Source organism: Micromonospora cathayae, assembly GCF_028993575.1.
GTDB classification, from domain to species: Bacteria; Actinomycetota; Actinomycetes; order Mycobacteriales; family Micromonosporaceae; genus Micromonospora; species Micromonospora cathayae.
Genome location: NZ_CP118615.1, coordinates 1,090,534 through 1,109,470 on the forward strand (window position 1 = coordinate 1,090,534; position 18,937 = coordinate 1,109,470).

The window sequence follows — 18,937 nt, forward strand, 5'->3', positions numbered from 1 at the left end:
CACTGGCTTATCAAGCACCCTGTTGAGTTCTCAAAGAACAACCACACACCATCCGAGACCCCCCACCAGGAGGACCCCATCCGGGGCAATCCGTTCCGATCCCCGCCGCTTCCGCGCCGGGCACTTCTACTACGTTACCTCACCGTTTCCGCCGTGTCAAACCGTGTGTCCCGGTCTGTCGTGCTTCGTACGGTTCGGCCCCGCTGACCGCAGGCAGCGGCTAACCACTGCGCTTTGATCATCGGATTCGGCAGGCCGGCCGCTGCGGTCTCCCGCTAGCTCGCCCGGTTCCCTGCCGGTCGTCAACCTTACCCGGCCGGTTCCGCACCGCCAAATCGACCCCCTGGATCGACCTGCCGTGCACCACCCGGGCTGAACCTCAGTGGCGTGAGCCGCTGCGATCCGCTGCCGTCCGCTCCGGCCTCCCAGGTGCTTTGCCCTGTTTCGTCCGTTCCGCGCTGGCAGAGAGAAAGTTACGCGTCCGAGGGTTTGAACGTCAAATCGGGGGGTAGCGGCCCGAGTCACACCGTCGAGGTCGACCTATACCCGCTGGTCAGAGCGGTGCGAGGTCAGCTCCGCCGACGCCGACCGGCGAGCACACCCCGGACACCGAGCACTCCGACCGTCGTACCGATGGTCAGCGAGGCGGCGATCAGCAGCGCGTGGATCCACAGGAAGCCGGTGCCGTCGCCCTCGCCGACCGTGCCGGCCGACCACGAACGGGGGTCGTTCCAGATGGCCACCGCGAACCTCGGCCAGATCACCCAGGTCCAGACCCCGACCCCGACCAGGAAGAGTGCCCAACCACGTGACAGCACCATGGGCGACGAGTATGCCAGCGGCACCCACCGCACCGGCCCGACCTCGCGCGGGCCCACGACGTCGACCGGCGCGTCCTACGGGTGGTCGGATCGCCCCGGGCCAACCGGCAGCACCCCGCCGGTCCGCCGCTACCACCGCCGGCCATCCGGTCCACCGGTCCATCGGTCCATCGGTCCACCGGTCCACCGGTCCACCGGTCCACCGGTCCACCGGGAAATCCAGCCACCGCGACATCGGATCCGCCACGAGGTCCGGCCCCCGCGACATCCGGTCCCCCGGGGCACCGGCGACATGCGACGACACGTCGGGCCGGCGGCACCGCCCCCCGCCCGACCGGTCACCCCGCTACCGTGGACGCATGGTCCGGGCGAGCAGCTGCGTACCGGGAGGTGTCGGCGCGAACGACGACCTCCCGGCCGGCGTCGCACCGCTGACGCCGCCGACCAGGTCCGGTGACGGGCGGGAACGCCTCCTGGACGTCCTTCGTGCCAGCGGGCTCAGGTTCCGCGACGGCGCGCGATGGCGCCCGGCTCAGCACTGAGCCGACTCCGCTGATCCATCCACGGGGCCACCACGCCCCGTGATCGCGCACGTCCGCGAACCCCCGATCCCGCACCATCCACGAAAGGCGTACCGCCATGTCCGCTGCACGGATGCTCACCGGTGACCGCCCGACCGGCCGGCTGCACCTCGGCCACTACGTCGGCAGCATCGCCAACCGGGTCCGGCTGCACCAGCGCTACGAGAGCTTCTTCATCATCGCCGACCTGCACATGCTCACCACGAAGAACACCCGTGAGGACATCTCCCGGGTCGCCGACAACGCCCGAGAGATGGTCCTGGACGTCCTCGCCGCCGGGGTCGAGCCGGACCGGGCCACGTTCTACCTCCAGTCCGCCGTCCCGGAGGTCGGCGACCTGAACACCCTGCTCCAGAACCTGGTGACCGTGCCGAGACTGGAACGGGTGCCGTCGCTCAAGGAGATGGCCCGGGCCGCCGGCAAGGAGGAGATGCCGTACGGGCTGCTCGGCTACCCCGTCCTCCAGGCTGCGGACATCCTCTGCGTCCGGGCCGGGGTGGTGCCGGTGGGGAAGGACAACGCGGCGCACGTCGAGGTGACCCGCGAGGTGGCGCGCCGGTTCAACCACCTGTACGGCGAGGTGTTCCCCGTCCCGGAGCTGATCCAGGCCGAGACGCCGGTGCTGGTCGGCACGGACGGCCGGGCCAAGATGAGCAAGAGTCTCGGCAACGCGATCGCGCTGGCCGACGAGCCGGCCGTCGTCCGGCGCAAGGTGCTGGGCATGTACACCGACCCGAAGCGGGTACGCGCCGACGTGCCGGGGACCGTCGAGGGCAACCCGGTCTTCGCGTACCACGACGTGTTCAACCCGGACCGGGCCGAGGTGGCCGAGTTGGCGGAACGCTACCGGGCCGGTCGGGTCGGCGACGTCGAGGTCAAGGAACGGCTGGCGGTGGCCCTCAACCGGTTCCTGGACCCGATCCGGGAACGCCGGGACCGGTTCGCGGGTGAACGTGGCCTGGTCGACCAGTTGATCGTCGACGGTACCGAGCGGACCCGCGACGAGGTGCGACGGACCCTGACCGAGGTACGACGGGCGATGGGGTTGACCGGCGCGTACCAGCAGATCCGGCGGCGGGCCGAACGGGCCCGGCGGCGGACCGCGACGTCGGCGGAGCGGATCTGACGCCGCGGGAGGGGTGAGCCCGGGATCGGGACGGACCGCGTCGAGCGGTTCCGCCGGCAGGGCGGTGAGCGTGGACGCCCCCGGGGATGGGGTCCCCGGGGGCGTCGTCATGGGTAAGGGGGTCCTGGTGGGGACTACTTCTTGCCGCCGCCCGGGGGCAGCGTGTCGAACTCGGGGTTGCCGAGGGTGGTGACCAGCTCCCGGATCTTCGGCACGTCACCCGGGGCGGCGGCCAGGCTGAGCATCAGCAGGAGTCGGGCCTTCTGCGGCAGCAGGTCGTCCCCGGCGATGATCGGCTGGGTGGTGCTGCCACCGGAGACCGAGCCGGAACCGGTCCGGCTGGTGCTGACGAAGACGACGCCCTTGGCCGCCGCCGCGGTACGGGCGGTGCCCTGCGCGGAGGAGATGCCACCCGCGCCGGTACCGGCGGTCACGATGCCCTTGACCCCGGCGTCGGCGAACGCGGTGATCGCCTCGCCGCCGGCCTGCTGGTACCCGTAGATCACCTCGACCCGGGGCAGCGACTCGGCCTTGATCCGGGACAGGTCGAACGGGGTGTACCACTGGTTCTTCTGGTCGCAGAGCTCGACCCGGGCCGGGGCGCGGCCGACCTTGATCACCGATCCGTCGATCCAGCCCAGCACACCCAGCTCCCGGGTCTGGAAGGTGTCCATCCGGGTGGTGTTGGTCTTGGTGACGTCCCGCGCGGCGTGGAACTCGTCGTTGAGCATCAGCACCGTGCCGTAGCAGTAGGTGGTCTGGCTGGCGGCCAGCACGATCGCGTTGTAGAGGTTGGCCGGGCCGTCCGCGCCGATCACCTGCGGGCCGTCCGGGGTCACCGCCGCCCAGGGCCGCATCGCGCCGGTCATCACCACCGGCTTGCGGCTGCGTACGGTCAGGTCGAGCCAGTACGCGAACTCCTCCATGGTGTCCGTGCCACTGGTGACGACGACCGCGTCGGACTCGTCGAGTGCCTTCTCCACGGCGAGGGTGAGCGCGTGGAACTCGGCGATGGTGTAACCACCCGAGCCCTTGTTGCCGAACTGGACGGTGGTGACGTCGGCGACCTGGCCGATCTCCGGCTGGAGCTGGCCGACCATGCTGGCGATCGGGATCTGGCCGGACCGGTAGTTGGTGAAGCTGCTCCGGGAGGTGGCGACGCCGGAGATGGTGCCGCCGGTGCCGATCACCGTCACCTTCGGCTTGCTGGTGGCGGCCCGGGTGACGGCCTGCTGGTACGCCACGGAGCGGATCTCCGTCGCGGCGGTCACCTCGGTCGCGGCACCGTCGGGGGCGGCGCTGGGGCCGCCCCCACCCGGCCCGAAGGCGAGCACGGCGCCGGCGGCGAGGGCGGTGGTGACGATGGAGGTGGTGAGGGCGGTACGGCGCGGGGACTTCGACCGGACGAGGGAAGAGGGCAAGGCAGGACCTCCGGGGACGAGTTTGTGCAGCGGAGCCTGCTTGTCACATTTTTCGAACTCGTTAAAACGTCATTTCCCGTCGCCGCACTTCGGAGAGTCACCGCGCTCGACGGTCAACGTATCGATCGACGGCTGACGTAACCACTTCCCGCGCAGCAGACACCGGTCGGCCGCCCTACGCCCGCCTTGAGCTGCTGGTCTTCCCGGGTACGGTGGCCGTAGATGGTGCGGGGAAAGATACGGATACGCTGACCAGGAAAGGGATGCCGACCCGGCCGAATCACCGTTCTGTCGCAACTGGACATTCCACAAAGGCGAGATTTGCAGCGGGAATCGTCGATGTGAATCACGTCCGGCGGGTGGCCGGTGATGCGGTTGGCGTATCGGTCCAGGTCAGCCTCTCCCGATCTGCGGGACGAAGTGGTGGCTGTTCGGCCGAGACGGGGCAGCCGGGATCTCCGGCGGGTGGGGCCGGGAGGAGGGGGCCGACCACCGGAGCGGGCCCCTCCCGTCGGGGAAGGGCCCGCCCTCGTGGTGTCCCGACAGGGCCGGGACGTCGGCCGGTCAGCGCGCCCCGAGGGGTGCCGTCGGCTGTCGGACCAGGTCAGTCGTCGTCCCGGTCGTCGTCATCGTCATCGTCGTCGTCCCGGTCGTCCCGGTCGTCGCGGTCGTCGTCATCGTCGTCGTCCAGCGGCTCCTGCTCGGCCTTGACCACGGAGCCGTCGGCGCGGTCCACGTCGACCTCGTGCTCGGTCTGGCCGTTGACGATCTCGACGCTCCACACGTCCCGGCCGTTCTCCTTCTCGGCCTCGACCTCGACGATGTCGCCACCGCCGGCCCGGGCCAGCGCGATCTCGCCGGCCCGCTTCTCGTCCACCGCACCGCCGGTCGCCGGGCCGGTGCTGCCGGACGGCGACGGCGTGCCGGTGGACGCCGGCGCGCTGGTCGCACCCGGGCTGGCCGGCGCGTCGGTGCCGCTGTCGTCCGGGGTGCTGCTCGGGGCCGCCGGGGCCGTGGTGACGGCGGTGAGGGCGGTGCGCCCGGTCCGCTCACCGGCAGCGGCGACACCGATGGCCGAACCGACCATCGCGAGCACCGCCGCACCGCCCACCGACGCCATGATCAGAGACTTGCGCTTCATCTCGCTACACCCTTCCTCGGTTCCTGACCACGAGGATCGGACGAAACGGGATAGCGGCGCGCTGTACGGACCCTAAGGCCCGGTTAAGACGGCACGCCCCCGCCGTGGTCCGCGGTGGAGGCCAGCCGGAGCAGTACCTCCGCACCGCCACCGGGACCGGTCCGCAGCTCCAGCCGACCACCGCCGGCCTCGGCCGCCCGCCGGGCGATGTCCAGGCCCAGCCCGGTCGAGCCGGCCAGGCTGGCCCCCCGACGTACCGTGTCGGCCGGCATCCCCGGCCCCTCGTCGGCCACCGTGAGCACCACCTGCTCCCCCTGCCGGGCCAGCCGTACGGTGAACGGGGTGCCGTCCGGGGTGTGCGCGAACACGTTGCCGAGCAGCGCGTCGACCGCCGCGGCCAGGTCGTCGGCGGGCACCGTGACCGCCAGCGGGCCGGCCGCCAGGTCACAGTGGACGACCCGGCCGGTGTCCTCGGCCAGCACCGACCAGAACGCCACCCGGTCCGCGACCACCGCCGCCGCGTCACAGCCCGCCGGGGCGGTCGTCGACGTCCGCTGCCGGCGGGCCTGCCGGATCAGGCCGGTCACCGCCCGTTCCAGGCCGTCCACCGCCGTGGTGATCCGCGCCGCGTCCTGCGGATCCCGCAACGACTCGGCCTCCAGCCGCAGCGCGGTGAGCGGGGTACGCAGCCGGTGCGACAGGTCGGCCACCTCCTCGCGCTCCTGGGCCAGCAGCTCCTGGATCCGGCCGGCCAGGTGGTTGAGCGCGCCGGCCACCTCCCGCAGCTCGGCCGGGCCGGCGGGGGCCACCCGGGCGTCCAGTTCGGCGTTGGCGAGCCGGTGCGACACCGTGGACAGCTCACTGATCGGCCGGACCAGGCTGCGGGCCAGCCGGTCGGCCACCACCAGGCCGATCACCACCAGCAGCACCCCGAGCAGGGCCAGTACCAGCCAGGCGCGGCTCACCCCGGCGGTCAGCTCGTCCCCCGGCACCACGGTCCGGATCACACCGGTGCCGTCCGGCCGGCCCTGCACCGCGATCACCACCTCGCGGCCCTCGGCGGACTCCGCGGTGAGGCTCTGCCCCCGGGCCGCCAGGGCCACCGCCGGGGTACGCGGGACCGGCGTGCCGAGCACCGTACCGTCGGGCAGGAAGACGCTGACCGGTCGACCCGACTCGGCGGCGAGCTGCTCGACGGTGAGCCGGATGGTCACCGGGTCGGCGGTACCGACCACGGGCACCAGGCTCTGCGCGTCGGCGGTGGCCCGGACGGTGGCCCGGTCCTCGGCCACCGCCCGGACCAGCAGGGCCAGCGGCACCAGGAACGCCACCAGGGTGAGGACGCTGACCGCGGCGGCCAGCAGCGCCAGCCGGGCCCTCACCCGGCGCTCCCCGGCGACTCCAGCCGGACCCCCACCCCGCGTACGGTGTGCAGGTAGCGGGGCTGCTGGGCGCTCTCGCCGAGCTTGCGCCGCAGCCAGGACAGGTGCACGTCGACGGTCTTGTCGGCACCGCCGTACGGGATCTGCCAGACCTCGGTGAGCAGCTCCCGTTTGGTGACCACCTCACCGGGCCGGGCGGCGAGGTGGTGCAGCAGGTCGAACTCGCGGGGAGTCAGCTCGACCGGTACGCCGTCCAGGGTGACCTGCCGGGAACGCGGGTCGACCCGCAGCCCGCCGACCACCAGCGTCGGGTCGTCGGTGGCGGCGTCGGGTGCGCCGCGCCGCAGCACCGCCCGGACCCGCGCGTCGAGCTGGGCGGCGGTGAACGGCTTCACCACGTAGTCGTCGGCTCCCGCGTCGAGCACCCGGACGATCTCCGTCTCGTCGTCGCGGGCGGTGGCGACGATGACCGGCACCCGGCTGACCGCGCGGAGCATCCGGAGCAGTTCCCGCCCGTCCAGGTCGGGTAGGCCCAGGTCGAGCACGACGAGGTCGGGCCGGTTGTCGAGGGCGTCGCGGAGGCCGTCCATCGCGGTGGACGCGGCGGCCACCGCGTGGCCCCGGTCCCGCAGCGCCCGGACCAGCGGGGTCCGGATGGTCAGGTCGTCCTCGACGAGCAGCAGGCGGGCCACACCAGGCAGGCTAGCCGCCCCGACCGTCGCCGGCTGCGGTGTTAACCCTCCCTTAGCGTCGTCCGGTGCTGCCGCCAACCTGGGATCGGGGAGACTCGGGGCATGCGTCGTCCGTTGCTCGCCGTCGCCGGTTGGCTGGTCACCGCCGTGCTGGTCACCCTGGTCGGGGTGGCCGCGATCCGGCTGGTCGGGGAGAGCATCACCGGTACCCCGGGTGGGGTGCGCAGCCAGGAGGAGGTCGAACGGGCGTTGGCCACCCCGGAACCGGTGCCCTCCGGTCCGGTCGGGCCGTCCCCGTCGGGGCCGCCGGCCGCCACCGGTACGCCGGCCCCGGGCGGGTCCGCCGGGGCGGGGGTACGTCGGGTCTTCGCCACCACCGGCGGTACCGCGGTGGCCGAGTGCGTTCCGGGCGGCGTACGGCTGGTCTCCTGGGCGCCGGCGCAGGACTACCGGGTCGCGGACGCCGACCGGGGCCCGGACGACGACGTCGAGGTCAGTTTCGTCGGGCCGGGTGGTGAGTACGAGCTGAAGGTGCGCTGCCTCGGCAGCGAGCCGGTCGCCGTCGCCGACGACGACTGACCGCCTTTCGCCGGTTTCCGGCGAACTTCCACCATCTGACACTGCGGGCCGCCGGACGAGGTATTTCCCGGCGTCGATCCCGCTCGGTAAGGGTGTCCATCCGCAACCACCACCGCCCCGGCGGCTGCGGCGACCCCGAACCGGGAGGAAACGTGTCCCCACGCCTGACGCGACGAGCGCGTCGATCCACCCTCGCCCTGCTCACCGGCGCCGCTCTGGCGACGCTGCTGTCGGTCACCTCGGCCACCGCGGCCCCGCTCGCCGGCACGACCCGCGGTGGGGTCGGCACGGCCGCCGTCGCGGACGTCTGGATGAAGGACCACCCGGACGACGTCGGACTCCAGCCGCACTCGCTCAACCCGATCTGGGAGAGCCCCGACATCAAGGTCTGCCACACCGCGGTCGAGTGCGCGGTCAGCCAGAACCCGATCGCCGGGGTCCGGAACTACCTCTTCATCAAGTTCCGGAACAACGGCCCGTACGCCGGCCCGGTGGTCGAGTCGGGGGTCATCGAGGTCTTCCGCACCCCGTCCAGCGGCGGCTCGGCCTGGCCGGACGACTGGGTGCAGATCGGCTGGATGGCGGTGCCGTCCTACCCCGGCGTGACGACAGTCACCATCCCCTGGGACGACGTCCCCGGACCGGGGCACTTCTGCCTGGTGGCCCGCTGGGTCTCGCCCAACGACCCGATGACCTTCCAGTCCCCGGACATCGGCGTGACCGTCCGGAACAACAACAACATCGCCTGGCGCAACGTCGACTCGGTGCCGCTGGTCGCCGGTGGGCTGGTCCAGACCCGGCCGTACACGATCGGCAACGCGCTGACCCGGGCGACCCGCAACAGCCTGGTGTTCAGCGAGGTCGGCGCGCCGCTGCGGACCGCCGGTGGCCGGCTGGTGGCCGACCTCGGGCCGGCCCTGTACGAGCGCTGGCTCGCCGGCGGCAAGGCCGGCAAGGGCATCCGGGACGTGGGCCGCAACCAGATCGAGATCGTGGATCCGGCCCAGGCCAGCCTGGACAACCTGACGTTGAACCCGAAGGAGAAGTTGACCCTGCAGCTCAACTTCAGCGCCACCACGGTGACGAAGGAGCCGATCGCCGTCCGGGTGACCCAGATCGGGCCGAACAGCCTCGGTCAGGAGCGGGCTGACCTGGGTGGGGTCCGGTACGACGTGACGGTGGGGCAGCGGGCCGGGTAACCGCTGCCGAGGGGGAGGAACGGAGGTCGCGGACGGGACCCGCGACCTCCGTTCCGGCATGTCCGGGGACGGTTCCGGCCGGGGACGGTCAGGGGCGGCCGAGAGCAGCCGGGACGGTCAGGGCGGTCAGGGGCCGTCGGGGGCGGTCAGGGGCCGTCGGGGGCGGTCAGCGGAGGGTGACCCAGGCGGTGACCACCGCGTACTCGGCGGTGCGGGCCCGCAACTGGACCGGACCGGTCGGCGGCACCCCCAGCGAGAAGAAGCCCACCGCGTCCACCGCCACGTCCTCGTACCGGCCGGCGGGGGTCCGGGCGCTGATCTGGCCGCCCCGGGCCGGCGACAACTGCCCGACGATGCCGGTCGCGGTCACCTCCACCTCGACGACCACCCGACCGGTCCGGAAGGTCAACGTCCGGTCGGTGCCGGCGGACCGGGTCAGCCCGGCCGGCTCCAGGTCGCACGCCGAGTCGAAGGTCAGCTCGGCCACCGCCAGCTCGGCGTCGACGGTACGCCAGGTGAACGCCGCGAGGGCGGCGTTGAGGAACTCCTCCGGGACCGGCCCCGAGTCCCGCAGCGCGGCACCCAACTCGACCAGCAGCGCGTCGTCACCAGCGGGCGGCCACTGCTCCATCGCGTTCACCTCCGGTCCCCTCCGTCCTGTTCGGGGCCGCCCGACCGGCGGTGTCCACCAGGTCGGTCACGTACTGCGCCAGGGCCGGGCAGTCGCGCAGTTTGGCCAGGCAGCGGGCCTGGGTCGGGCCGACACTTCCGGTCGGCATGCCCAGCCGCTCGCCGATCTCCCGGTAGCTGGTCGGCGGATCGGTGGCGAGCAGCGCGAGCAGGTCCCGGCAGCGCGCCGGGAGCTGGGCGAACGCGTCCCGCAGCGCCTGCTGGCGTTCGGCCCGTAGCAGGTCCTCGTCCGGGGTGGCCGGATCGACCAGCAGGAAGACACCGACGTGCCCGTCGACCGAGTCGTCGTACGGGTCGAACGGCTGGGTACGCCGGCCGAGCCGCAGCAGCCGCCAGCACTCCCGGCGGGTGGTGGTCGCCAGCCAGGCCGGCAACGCGTCGGCCGTCCGCAGCCGGCCCAACTGCTCGACCAGGCGCAGCCAGACGGTCTGGTTGACGTCGGCCGCGTCGGCCCGGTCCAGTCCGTGTGCCCGGATCACCGCCAGCACCAGCGGAGTGTACCGCCGGACCAGCTCGGCCCAGGCCGACTCGTCCCCGGAGGAGGCGGCGGCGACCAGCTCGGCGGGACCGCGTCCGGGGACCGGGCCGGCCGGTCCCGCACCGGACGGCCTCATCCGACCAGCACGCCGTAGTCGGGGTGCCAGGGTGGGCCGGCGAGCAGGGCGGCCTGCGCGTCCGTGGCGTCCAGGCCGGTGGCGGTCATCAGGGCGGCCAGCCGGCCGGCGACGTGGGCGGTGGCGAAGGAGGTGCCGACCCAGGCCGCGAAACCGTGGAACAGCAGCGCCGGCTGGCCGGGCAGCCGCAGCTCGCCGTCCACGTAGGTGCTGGTCCGGTCGCCGAGGGCGCAGGCGTCCACCCAGGAGCCGAATCCGCTGTACGGGGCCGGCACCGGGCCGGAGCCGCCGGGGGCGACCGCCGCGACGGCCAGTACCCCGGGCAGTGCCGCCGGCCAGGACCTGCGGGCGGTGCCGGCGTTACCGGCGGCGGCCACCACGGCGACCCGGTCGGGCAGCGCGGCGAGGGCGTTCGCCACCGGCAGCGGGGGCTGGTCGTCGTGGGTGAAGTAGCCGAGGGACAGGTTGACGATCGCCACCTCGGGGCCGAGCCGGCCGAGCGCGGCGGTCAGGGTCTCCTCGTCGCCGACGCCGGTCGGGCTCAGCGCGGTCTCGGGGTCGAACCGGACGCCCGGCGCGGCCTGCCGGACCAGCCCGGCGACGAAGGTGCCGTGCCCGCCCTGGAGGGCGAGCAGGTCGGCGCTGAGGTAGAGGGCGTCCTCGTCGTCGGTTTCCGGCAGGTAGCTGCCGCCCAGCCACTGCGGGTGGACGGTGCCGGCCCGCCGCCAGATGCCGGTGTCGCAGACGCCCACGGTCACCCCGGCGCCCTCGCCGAGCCGGGACGGGTCGGGGGCCGGCAGGGCGGCGGCGGGCCGGGGCGGCGCGCCGGGGTTGCCCATGATGTTGCCGAAGCCGACCAGGACGTGGTGCGGCTGCACCAGCGGGACCGGTTGGCCGGGCCACTGTTGCGGGTCGCGGAGCTTGGTCACCACCCCGGGTACGTCGACCTCCTGGGTGAAGAGCAGCCGCCGTACGCCGGCGAAGCCGACGCCCTCGGTGACCTGGTAACCCCAACCGCGTAGCCGGCTCTGCACCCGTTGCAGGTCGGGCGGGGCGACCAGGAGTTGCCGGGGACGGTAGAGGATCTCCCGGCCGGCGACGGTGTGCCGGCGTACGGTCGGGTCGGCGGCGACGGTGTCCTGGAACGCCCGCTGGTAGCTCGTCTCGATGGAGTCGCCGGCGCTGCGGGGGGCGGCGCTGCCGGGTGCGGCGGCTCCGGCCGCGCCGGCCGGGATGAGCACGCCGGCCGGCAGCGCGGTGGCGGCCAGCGTGGACCAGCCCAGCAGACGGCGACGGGAGAGGCGACCGGACGGACGTGGCGCGTTGCGGTCTGGCGACACCGGTCCTCCAGGCGGGTGGAAGATGCGTGGCCGACGACAGCCGGGGGCAGCCACGAGGCGCTGTCCAAGCAGGACGATTATTTCAGAAGATAGTCCGGTGTCAATTGTTGATCATTGACCTGGTTTCACCACCGGCGTTGACCGGGCAGCCGGGTTCGGGGATTCTTCTCGCATGGCCGACAGCGCCGTACCCGGTGTCGGCCCGGCGCAGCGCGCCCTGGACGCCGTCCAGCGTTACCCGCACGAGGCGATCGCGCTCGCCCGTCAGGTGCTCGCCGGCCCGACCGACCCCGGTGCGCGCTCCACCGCCGAGCGTGCCATCGGCCTGGCGCTGCGCGAACTCAACGACCTGCCCGGCGCGCTGCGTCACCTGCGCCGCGCGGTCCGGGCCGCCGACGGACCCCGGACGCGGGCGCTGGCCCGGATGAGCCTCGGGTACGTGCTCGCCAACGCCGGTCGGACCACCGCCGCCCTGCGCGCGGTGACCCTGGCGCTGCCCGAGCTGACCGGCGCGGACGCCGGGCGGGCCCGGATGCAGCGTGGCGTGGTGCTGCACTACCGGGGCCGCTTCGACGAGGCGGTCCGGGACTACGACGTGGCGGTGGAGATCGCCCAACGCGAGGGTGACCTGCTGCTGGAGGCGCGGGCCCGCAACAACCGGGGGCTGCTCAACGCGCACCGGGGCTCCGGCCGGGAACCGGACGACGACCTGCACCGGGCCGCGGTGGCGTTCGGGCGGCTCGGGCTGGACCTGGCCGCCGCCGACGCCCGCTGGAACAGCGGCATCGCCGCCGGTCAACGTGGTGACGTAGCCGGCGCGCTGCGCTGCTTCGCCACCGTCGACGCCGAGTACCGGCGGCTGGCGGTGCCCCGGCCGGCGCTGCTGCTGGACCGCTTCGAGCTGCTGCTGTCGGTGCCGCTGATCGACGAGGCGGTCGAGGTGGCGGCCACCGCGGTCACCGAGCTGCGCCGCCGGGGCATGGCCTCGGACCTGGCCGAGGCGCTGCTGGCCCGGGCCCGCGCCGCGCTGCTCACCGGTGACCTGGCGACCGCCACCGAGGCCGCCGCGGCGGCCCGGACCCGGTTCCGCCGGCAGGGCCGCCGCACCTGGGCCACCTTCGCCCGGCACGTCGAGCTGCGGGCCGGGTACGCCCGGGGTGACCGGTCACCGGCCCTGCTCGCCGCGATGGTGCGGACCGCCGACCAGCTCGACGCGACCGGCTGGCCCGGACCGGCGTTGACCACCCGGATCGAGGCGGCCCGGCTGGCGACCGCGTTGGGGCGTACCGGGCGGGCGGCCGAGCTGTTGGCGGTGGCGGCGACGTCCCGGCGGCGGGGTACCGCGCCACGCCGGGCCCAGGGCTGGTACGCGCTGGCCCTGCACCGCCGGCTCGACGGCGACCTGTCCGGGGCCACCCGGGCGTTGCGCCGGGGACTGGCGGTGCTGGACGGGCACCGGGCCTCGCTCGGGGCGACGGAACTGCGCGCGCACAGCGGGGCGTACGGTCACGAGCTGGCCGCCGAAGGGCTCGACATCGCCGTCCGGCGGGGCGCGCCGACCCGGGTACTGGCCTGGGCGGAACGGTGGCGGGCCAACGCGCTGCGGATGCGGGCGGTGTCCCCGCCGCAGGATCCGGCCCTGGCCGCCGCCCTGGCCGAACTGCGGATGGTCAGCGCCGCGCTGGAGGACGCGCTGCTGACCGGGCACCCGGCGCAGCCGCTGCGCCGCCGCCAGGCCCGGCTGGAGCAGCGGATCCGGGAACTGGCCCGGGGCACGCCCGGTGACCCGGCCGGGCCGGCGGGCGGCCTGCCGGCCCCACCCCGGGTGCCGGTACTGGCCGACGCGCTCGGTACGGCAATCCTGCTGGAGCTGGTCGCGCACGGTCCCCGGCTACGGGCGGTGCTGGTCCGGGACGGTCGGGCGAGTCTGCACGACCTCGGGCCGCTGGCCGAGGCGGTCCGGGTGGCCCGGCTGCACCGGTTCGGGTTGCGCCGGCTGGTCACCACCGGGGACAGCGCGGACGCCCGGGCCGGGGTCGCGCACGCCGCCGCCGCCCTGGACGGTCAGCTCTTCGGTCCGGTGCGCCCACTGCTCGGCGACCGGCCGCTGGTGATCGCGCCGATCGGCGCGCTGCACGCCGTACCGTGGTCGGGGTTGCCGACCTGCGCGGGCCGGCCGGTGACCGTGACGCCCTCGGCGACGGCCTGGTTGCGGGCCGCCGGCCGGGCGGTGCCGGTAGGGCCACCGGTGCTGGTGGCCGGTCCCCGGCTGCCCGCCGCGCGGACCGAGGTGGGCCAGTTGGGTGGGGTGCTGTCCGGTTCGCGGTCGTTCACCGGGGCCGACGCGACGGCCGACGCGGTGACCGGGGCGCTGAACGGCGCGGGGCTGGCGCACATCGCCGCGCACGGCCGGTTCCGGGCGGACAATCCGCTGTTCTCCACGTTGGAGCTGGCCGACGGGCCGTTGACCGCGTACGAGTTGGAGCGGTTGACCAGCCCGCCGGGCTGCGTGGTGCTGTCGGCGTGCGACGCGGGCCGGTCCGGGGTGCGCCCCGGCGACGAGGTGATGGGGTTCAGTGCGGTGCTGCTGGCGTTGGGTACCCGCAGCCTGATCGCTGCGGTGCTGCCGGTGCCGGCCGACCTGACCACCACGTTGATGGTGGAGCTGCACCGGCGGATGGGTGCCGGGGCCGGGCCGGCGGTGGCGCTGGCCGGGGCGCAGCAGGCGTTCGGCGCGGCAGGCGGCCGGGACACCGGGGCCGGGCACGCGACCGCCGCCGCCTTCGTCTGCTTCGGTGCCGGCTGACCTGGCGGGCCCGGCTGGCGGGGCGGGCCGGCTGACGAGGCGGGCCCGGCTGTCGGGGCCGGTGGGGGCGACGGTCTGTCGCCCCCACCGGGATGTTCCGTGGTCAGACGGCGTCGTCGTCGAGCACCGTCAGCCAGGCGAAGCCGTCACCGATCACCGCGCCCACCGGCGCCGAGATGGTGATCTTGTAGCGGAGGGAGGCGGTGTTCACGGCCGTGTTGCCGGTCAACGGCACCTCGATCGTGGCACCGGTCGCCCCCTTGGGGATGGTGACCGGGAACGACTGCGCCGGCACCTGACCGGCCGACGACGAGCCGCTCGCCGCCGTCTGGACCTGGACCGTCGCCGCCTGCTTGAGCTTGCCGCTCAGGGTGAGCCGCATCGTCGCGACCCCCGGACCGTCGCCCTCCGCCACGGTGGCGTCGGCGAGGCTGACCGCCACCGCCGAGGTGGCGACGCCGCCGCCGACCGCAGGGCTGTCCAACGTGAGGTCGGAGAGGTACGCCCCACCGGTCGCGGTGGCCGGCCGCACCGACACGGTACGGACGCTGGTCAGGTCCACCCCGGTCAGCGTGGCCAGCGGCACCCGGACGGTACGCAGCCAGGTCTTGCCGAGCCGGCTGATCCCGTTGCTGGTGTTCGCCGACGACGGGAACGGGGTGAGCGCCGGGCTGAGGTCCCCGACCCGGACGGTGGCGGTGGCCCCGTTCTTGTCGGTCAGCGTGACGGCGAGGTCGACGTCACCGACCGCCGTCTCGTCCCGGGCGGTCCGGAAGGTCAGCGCGTCGTACCTGGTGACGTTCCACTCGCCGGGGCCGAGGGTCACCTTGACCTCGGGCGCGACCGAGGCGGCGCTCCACTGCAGGCGCAGCACCGGGCTGATCGGCACCGCCGGGGCGAAGGTGGCCGGGGTCCAGTGCGGGACCTTCGAGGTGGCGGTTGTCGCCGAGCACGGGGTGTCGCCGGCCCGGACCCGGGCGGCGACGCTGTAGCAGTACGCGCCGAGGTCGAAGCCGGTGACCGAGACGTTCTCCGCCGGGCCCTCCAGCGGGGCGAGGTCCAGCCGGCGCGAGCCGGGCTGCTGGGCCTGGGCGTACACCTCGGCCCGACCGGCCGACGGCACGGTGCCGTTGGTGCCGTCGAACAGCGGCAGGAACGCCGTCTCGCCGCCCTGCGCCAGCCGGAAGAAGCCGGCCATGTATGCGGTGCCGACGGCGCGCTGCTCGGCGGCGGTGAGCCGGGACGGGCTGGCGCTGCCGCACACCTCGTCGCTGGCGGGGGACCAGTCGTCGTTGGACGGGGCGATCGAGACGCCCGGCGTCCACTCGGTGTTGAAGAAGTTGTGGTTCGCGCCCATGATCATCAACGAGGAGCGGAGCACGTTGTCGGCGTACGAGTAGCGGGTGTCGTCGTAGAAGTGCTGCCCCTGCTGGTTGGAGACGTCCCCGTCGCAGTACGGCAGCAGCACCGCCATCGGCACCTCGGGCAGGGTCGGCCGGCCGAAGTCGACCGGGGCGAGCGGCAGTACCGCCCGGACCCCGTACGGGTGTTTGCGCTCGGCGTTGAGCAGCGCGGCCTCGACCACGCCCTCGCCGCCCCGGGAGTGCCCCATCAGGCCGACGTTCGACAGGTTCAGCCGGCCGGCGAGCGGGTGCCCACCGGTGGTGTTCCACGTCGCCAGCAGGTCGAGGTGGTCCATGACGAGCTGACCCCGGGCCAGTGCGCCGTTGTCGTCGGTGAAGCTGGCGTCCTTGGCGTTGATGCCGTTGGCGCTGACCGAGACGACCACGTATCCGTGGCTGGCGAGCGCCTCGGCGGTCTCCGTGTAGCCGAGGTAGCTGTCGATCGGGATGAAGCCGGTCGCGCACGGCCAGTTGGTGTTGTTGGTCCCCCGGGTGGTCGGGTTGTAGCAGGCCGAGTGGCGGCCGTGCAGGAACACCACCACCGGGCGGGCGCCCTTCGCGGCGGCCGGGGCGTACACCGCGGAGCGGATCTCGGCGGGCAGGTCGCTGAGGCCGGACAGCGTGGTGGCGGTGTCGCCGAGGTCGTAGTCGAGCCGCTCCACCTGGTACGGGCCGGGCTGCGCCGGGTCGGTGTAGAGCTGCTTCTTCTTCAGGCCCTTCGGGGTGCCGGGGGCGGCGGCCGACTTCGGCGGGGTGGCCTTCGAGCCGGGGATCACGCCGTTCCAGGCGACGTCGACCTGCTCGGCGGCGGTGACCGTGGTGTCGGTGGTCTCGAGGACGAGGCTCAGCCCGTCGGGGGACTCCTTCGCCGGGCCGATGATCCGGCCGTCCACCGCGATCTCCGGCACCGCGTCGCGTACCGGCAGGGGTTCGTCGAGGCGCAGCGTGATGCGCGCGCCACCGTCCGGCAGGGTTTCGACGGTGAAACCTTCTGCATTTATCGATTCTTCGGTAACCTCTGCCGAAGCAGCGGTGGCGACGAGGCCGGATGCGGCGATGCAACCGGCGAGTGTGGCGACCGACAGCGCCGCTGTCAGCCGGACTCGACCCCGCGGGGACGCGGTACGGACCATGTGGCGACTCTCCTTTGCGCACTGAGAGTTTCAGCGCCCCCGGAAAGTACGAAGAACGTGTTCCAGCAGGTCACCGCCATGGAGACGGGCAGGTTACCGGCGCGCACGGGACTGTTTCCGAACGTTACTCGGGTCATCGAAAACGAGTATTCACGGCCAATCGACGATTAGCCGTGAATGGTGCTCCCGGACCGTGGTGGGGTGGGCCGACAAACGCCGTGCCCACCCCGGCACAGGACGGTCAACCCAGCAGGAGCCGGTTCTCGGTGATGCCCTTCGGGTCACCGGGCGTGGGTGGCGTCTGCCAGATCCGGCAGTTGGCGTCGTACGGGTCGTCGGCGAGGCAGTACCGGCCGTCGACCACCACCACGGCCACCGTGGTGGTCCGCCCGCCGGGCAGGGTCACCCGGGCCGCCGGTGCACTGGTCGCCGGGCCGCAGGCCCCCGCCACCAGGCTGTTCGGCAGCGCGCCCTGACGGACCCACCGGCCGTAGGCGTCGGTCATCCACACCGTGCCACCCCGCCCGCGCGGGTCGCAGTTCCACAGGTTCATGGTCGCCACGCCCTGCAGCGTGGTCGGGTCGGCCGCCGCCTTCGCGGTCCACTGGCAGAAGAAGTACGGGTTGGCCGCCCAGCCCGGCGAGCGGGCCCCCAGCAGGAAGCAGTACTGGGTGCCCGGCTGCAACCCGGTGACCAGGTGACTCATCCGTCCGGTGCCCGGCGTGCCGGCGAGCACCACGTCCGGCACCCCGGACCGGACCAGCCGCCACTCGGTCTCGCCCATCGCGACGTCGTCCCAGCTCAGCATCATCGAAGTGTCCGAGACGCCGGTCACCCCGACCCTGGCCGGCTGTGGGTACGCCCCGGCCCAGGTGGTCGCGCAGACCGCCGGCGGGGTGTGCGAGCCGTACGCGTTGTACGCGGTGGCGAGGTAGCAGTAGGTGGTGCCCCAGTTCACCGTCAGGTCCATCTCCCAGTACCCGGCGGGGTTGGTCCAGGTGCTGTGCGGGGTGGGCCAGTCGGTCCACGGGCCGTTCGGCGTCGGGCCGCGCCAGACGCTGACCTGGGTGGCGTCCCGGGTACCCACCCGGACGTCGACCTCCATCCGGGGCGTCGGGTAGTCGGGGGCGCGGACCAGGAAGTGGTCGATCACCGGAGCGCCGCCCTGGGTGACCGTCCGGCAGGGCAGGGCGGTGGCCGTTCCCGCGCCGACGTTGAGCGCGGTCACGCAGACCGTGTGATCGCCCCGGGCGGCCGGCACCAGCAGGTCGAAACCGTGGTCCCCGCCGTAGGCGGGGTAGCTGGCGGCCACGTCGGTACGGGTCAGGGAGGCGACCGGCGCGTCGTACAGCCGGCCGTTCACCCGGATCTGCACGGTCACCGGCACGGCGGTGTCCGGGTCGATGGCCCAGCCACGTACCCGCAGGCCGGACGGGCCGGGGGAGAGTTCGTCGAAGGAGCCGAACGGGTCGAACCGAACGGCCAGTCCACGACAGACGGTCCCGTTGACGCCGGCCCCCTGGTTGACGGCGGTGAGGCAGACGTCGTCCCCGTACCGGGCGGGGACGGTCCGGACGAAGGCCGAGCCGGCGGCGACGCTGAACCGGGCCACCTCCACTCCGGAGATCCGGGCGATCACCTGGACCGACGTGGTGGCGTCCGGGTCACCGGCGCTGCCCTTGACCTGCACACCGGCCGGCACCCGGGTGGCCGAGGTGAGCTTGACCCAGGCGTTCTCCTGGTCGTTGTCCCCGCCGCCGCACACCGGAGGCGGCTCGGGGACATCACACACGGGCGCCGCCGAGGCAGGCTCCGTGAACACGGCGACCGGCCCGAGGGCCAGCGCGAACGCGGCGAGGCCGCGGATCAGTTTGGGTGACACGCGGTGAGGGTGACAGGAACGCGCAACCACCGCCGGTACAACGGTTCCGTCGGTACAACGGTTCCGCCGGTACACCGGTTCCGCCGGCGCGGCCCGGCGGCGGCGCGGCCCGCCTACCGAGCGCCCC

14 protein-coding genes are annotated in these 18,937 nt (G+C 73.6%); 4 read left to right on the plus strand and 10 right to left on the minus strand.

Annotation, left to right across the window (positions count from 1 at the left end; genetic code table 11):
• Positions 1 to 569 precede the first annotated feature (569 nt).
• On the minus strand, positions 570 to 821 hold the full coding sequence (locus tag PVK37_RS05085) for an SCO4848 family membrane protein (RefSeq protein ID WP_275032563.1): 252 nt from the start codon (positions 819 to 821) through the stop codon (positions 570 to 572).
• 639 nt (positions 822 to 1,460) lie between these two features.
• Between PVK37_RS05085 and trpS the strand changes: the two genes are divergently transcribed.
• Positions 1,461 to 2,528: a tryptophan--tRNA ligase gene (gene trpS, locus PVK37_RS05090; RefSeq protein ID WP_275032564.1), complete on the plus strand. Its 1,068-nt coding sequence runs from the start codon at positions 1,461 to 1,463 to the stop codon at positions 2,526 to 2,528.
• 134 nt (positions 2,529 to 2,662) lie between these two features.
• Here trpS and PVK37_RS05095 read toward each other — a convergent pair whose 3' ends face one another.
• The 4 genes from PVK37_RS05095 to PVK37_RS05110 all read right to left on the minus strand — a co-directional run bounded on the left by PVK37_RS05095 (position 2,663) and on the right by PVK37_RS05110 (position 7,164).
• Complete coding sequence (locus tag PVK37_RS05095; RefSeq protein WP_275032565.1) at positions 2,663 to 3,949, minus strand: asparaginase; 1,287 nt, start codon at positions 3,947 to 3,949, stop codon at positions 2,663 to 2,665.
• Positions 3,950 to 4,553: 604 nt separating this feature from the next.
• A complete protein-coding gene (locus PVK37_RS05100) occupies positions 4,554 to 5,090 on the minus strand; it encodes a PepSY domain-containing protein (protein WP_275032566.1) in 537 nt (178 codons plus the stop codon).
• Between the two features lie 83 nt (positions 5,091 to 5,173).
• The gene (locus PVK37_RS05105) at positions 5,174 to 6,472 is read right to left on the minus strand and encodes a sensor histidine kinase (protein ID WP_275032567.1); all 1,299 of its coding nucleotides are present in this window, start codon (positions 6,470 to 6,472) and stop codon (positions 5,174 to 5,176) included.
• A complete protein-coding gene (locus PVK37_RS05110; RefSeq protein ID WP_275032568.1) occupies positions 6,469 to 7,164 on the minus strand; it encodes a response regulator transcription factor in 696 nt (231 codons plus the stop codon). Before PVK37_RS05110 ends, PVK37_RS05105 begins: the two co-directional genes overlap by 4 nt.
• Positions 7,165 to 7,266: 102 nt before the next feature.
• On the opposite strand from PVK37_RS05110, the gene PVK37_RS05115 reads away from it, so the two are divergent.
• Both PVK37_RS05115 and PVK37_RS05120 read left to right on the plus strand, forming a co-directional pair.
• Entirely contained in the window at positions 7,267 to 7,743 is a 477-nt protein-coding gene (locus PVK37_RS05115) for a septum formation initiator (RefSeq protein WP_275032569.1), read from the plus strand.
• A gap of 152 nt (positions 7,744 to 7,895) precedes the next feature.
• On the plus strand, positions 7,896 to 8,942 hold the full coding sequence (locus tag PVK37_RS05120) for a hypothetical protein (protein WP_275032570.1): 1,047 nt from the start codon (positions 7,896 to 7,898) through the stop codon (positions 8,940 to 8,942).
• 166 nt (positions 8,943 to 9,108) lie between these two features.
• Here the strand turns inward: PVK37_RS05120 and PVK37_RS05125 are convergent, their stop codons facing one another.
• The 3 genes from PVK37_RS05125 to PVK37_RS05135 are packed head-to-tail and all read right to left on the minus strand — an operon-like array spanning position 9,109 to position 11,586.
• Complete coding sequence (locus PVK37_RS05125; RefSeq protein WP_275032572.1) at positions 9,109 to 9,573, minus strand: hypothetical protein; 465 nt, start codon at positions 9,571 to 9,573, stop codon at positions 9,109 to 9,111.
• A complete protein-coding gene (locus PVK37_RS05130) occupies positions 9,548 to 10,246 on the minus strand; it encodes an RNA polymerase sigma factor (RefSeq protein WP_275032573.1) in 699 nt (232 codons plus the stop codon). The genes PVK37_RS05125 and PVK37_RS05130 overlap by 26 nt, the downstream gene beginning before the upstream one ends.
• On the minus strand, positions 10,243 to 11,586 hold the full coding sequence (locus PVK37_RS05135) for a S8/S53 family peptidase (RefSeq protein ID WP_275032574.1): 1,344 nt from the start codon (positions 11,584 to 11,586) through the stop codon (positions 10,243 to 10,245). Before PVK37_RS05135 ends, PVK37_RS05130 begins: the two co-directional genes overlap by 4 nt.
• Before the next feature lie 172 nt (positions 11,587 to 11,758).
• On the opposite strand from PVK37_RS05135, the gene PVK37_RS05140 reads away from it, so the two are divergent.
• Complete coding sequence (locus tag PVK37_RS05140; protein WP_275032575.1) at positions 11,759 to 14,392, plus strand: CHAT domain-containing protein; 2,634 nt, start codon at positions 11,759 to 11,761, stop codon at positions 14,390 to 14,392.
• Between the two features lie 103 nt (positions 14,393 to 14,495).
• Here PVK37_RS05140 and PVK37_RS05145 read toward each other — a convergent pair whose 3' ends face one another.
• Positions 14,496 to 16,928: an alpha/beta hydrolase family protein gene (locus PVK37_RS05145; RefSeq protein ID WP_275032576.1), complete on the minus strand. Its 2,433-nt coding sequence runs from the start codon at positions 16,926 to 16,928 to the stop codon at positions 14,496 to 14,498.
• Between the two features lie 241 nt (positions 16,929 to 17,169).
• On the minus strand, positions 17,170 to 18,810 hold the full coding sequence (locus PVK37_RS05150) for a fibronectin type III domain-containing protein (RefSeq protein WP_275032577.1): 1,641 nt from the start codon (positions 18,808 to 18,810) through the stop codon (positions 17,170 to 17,172).
• Positions 18,811 to 18,937: the final 127 nt, after the last annotated feature.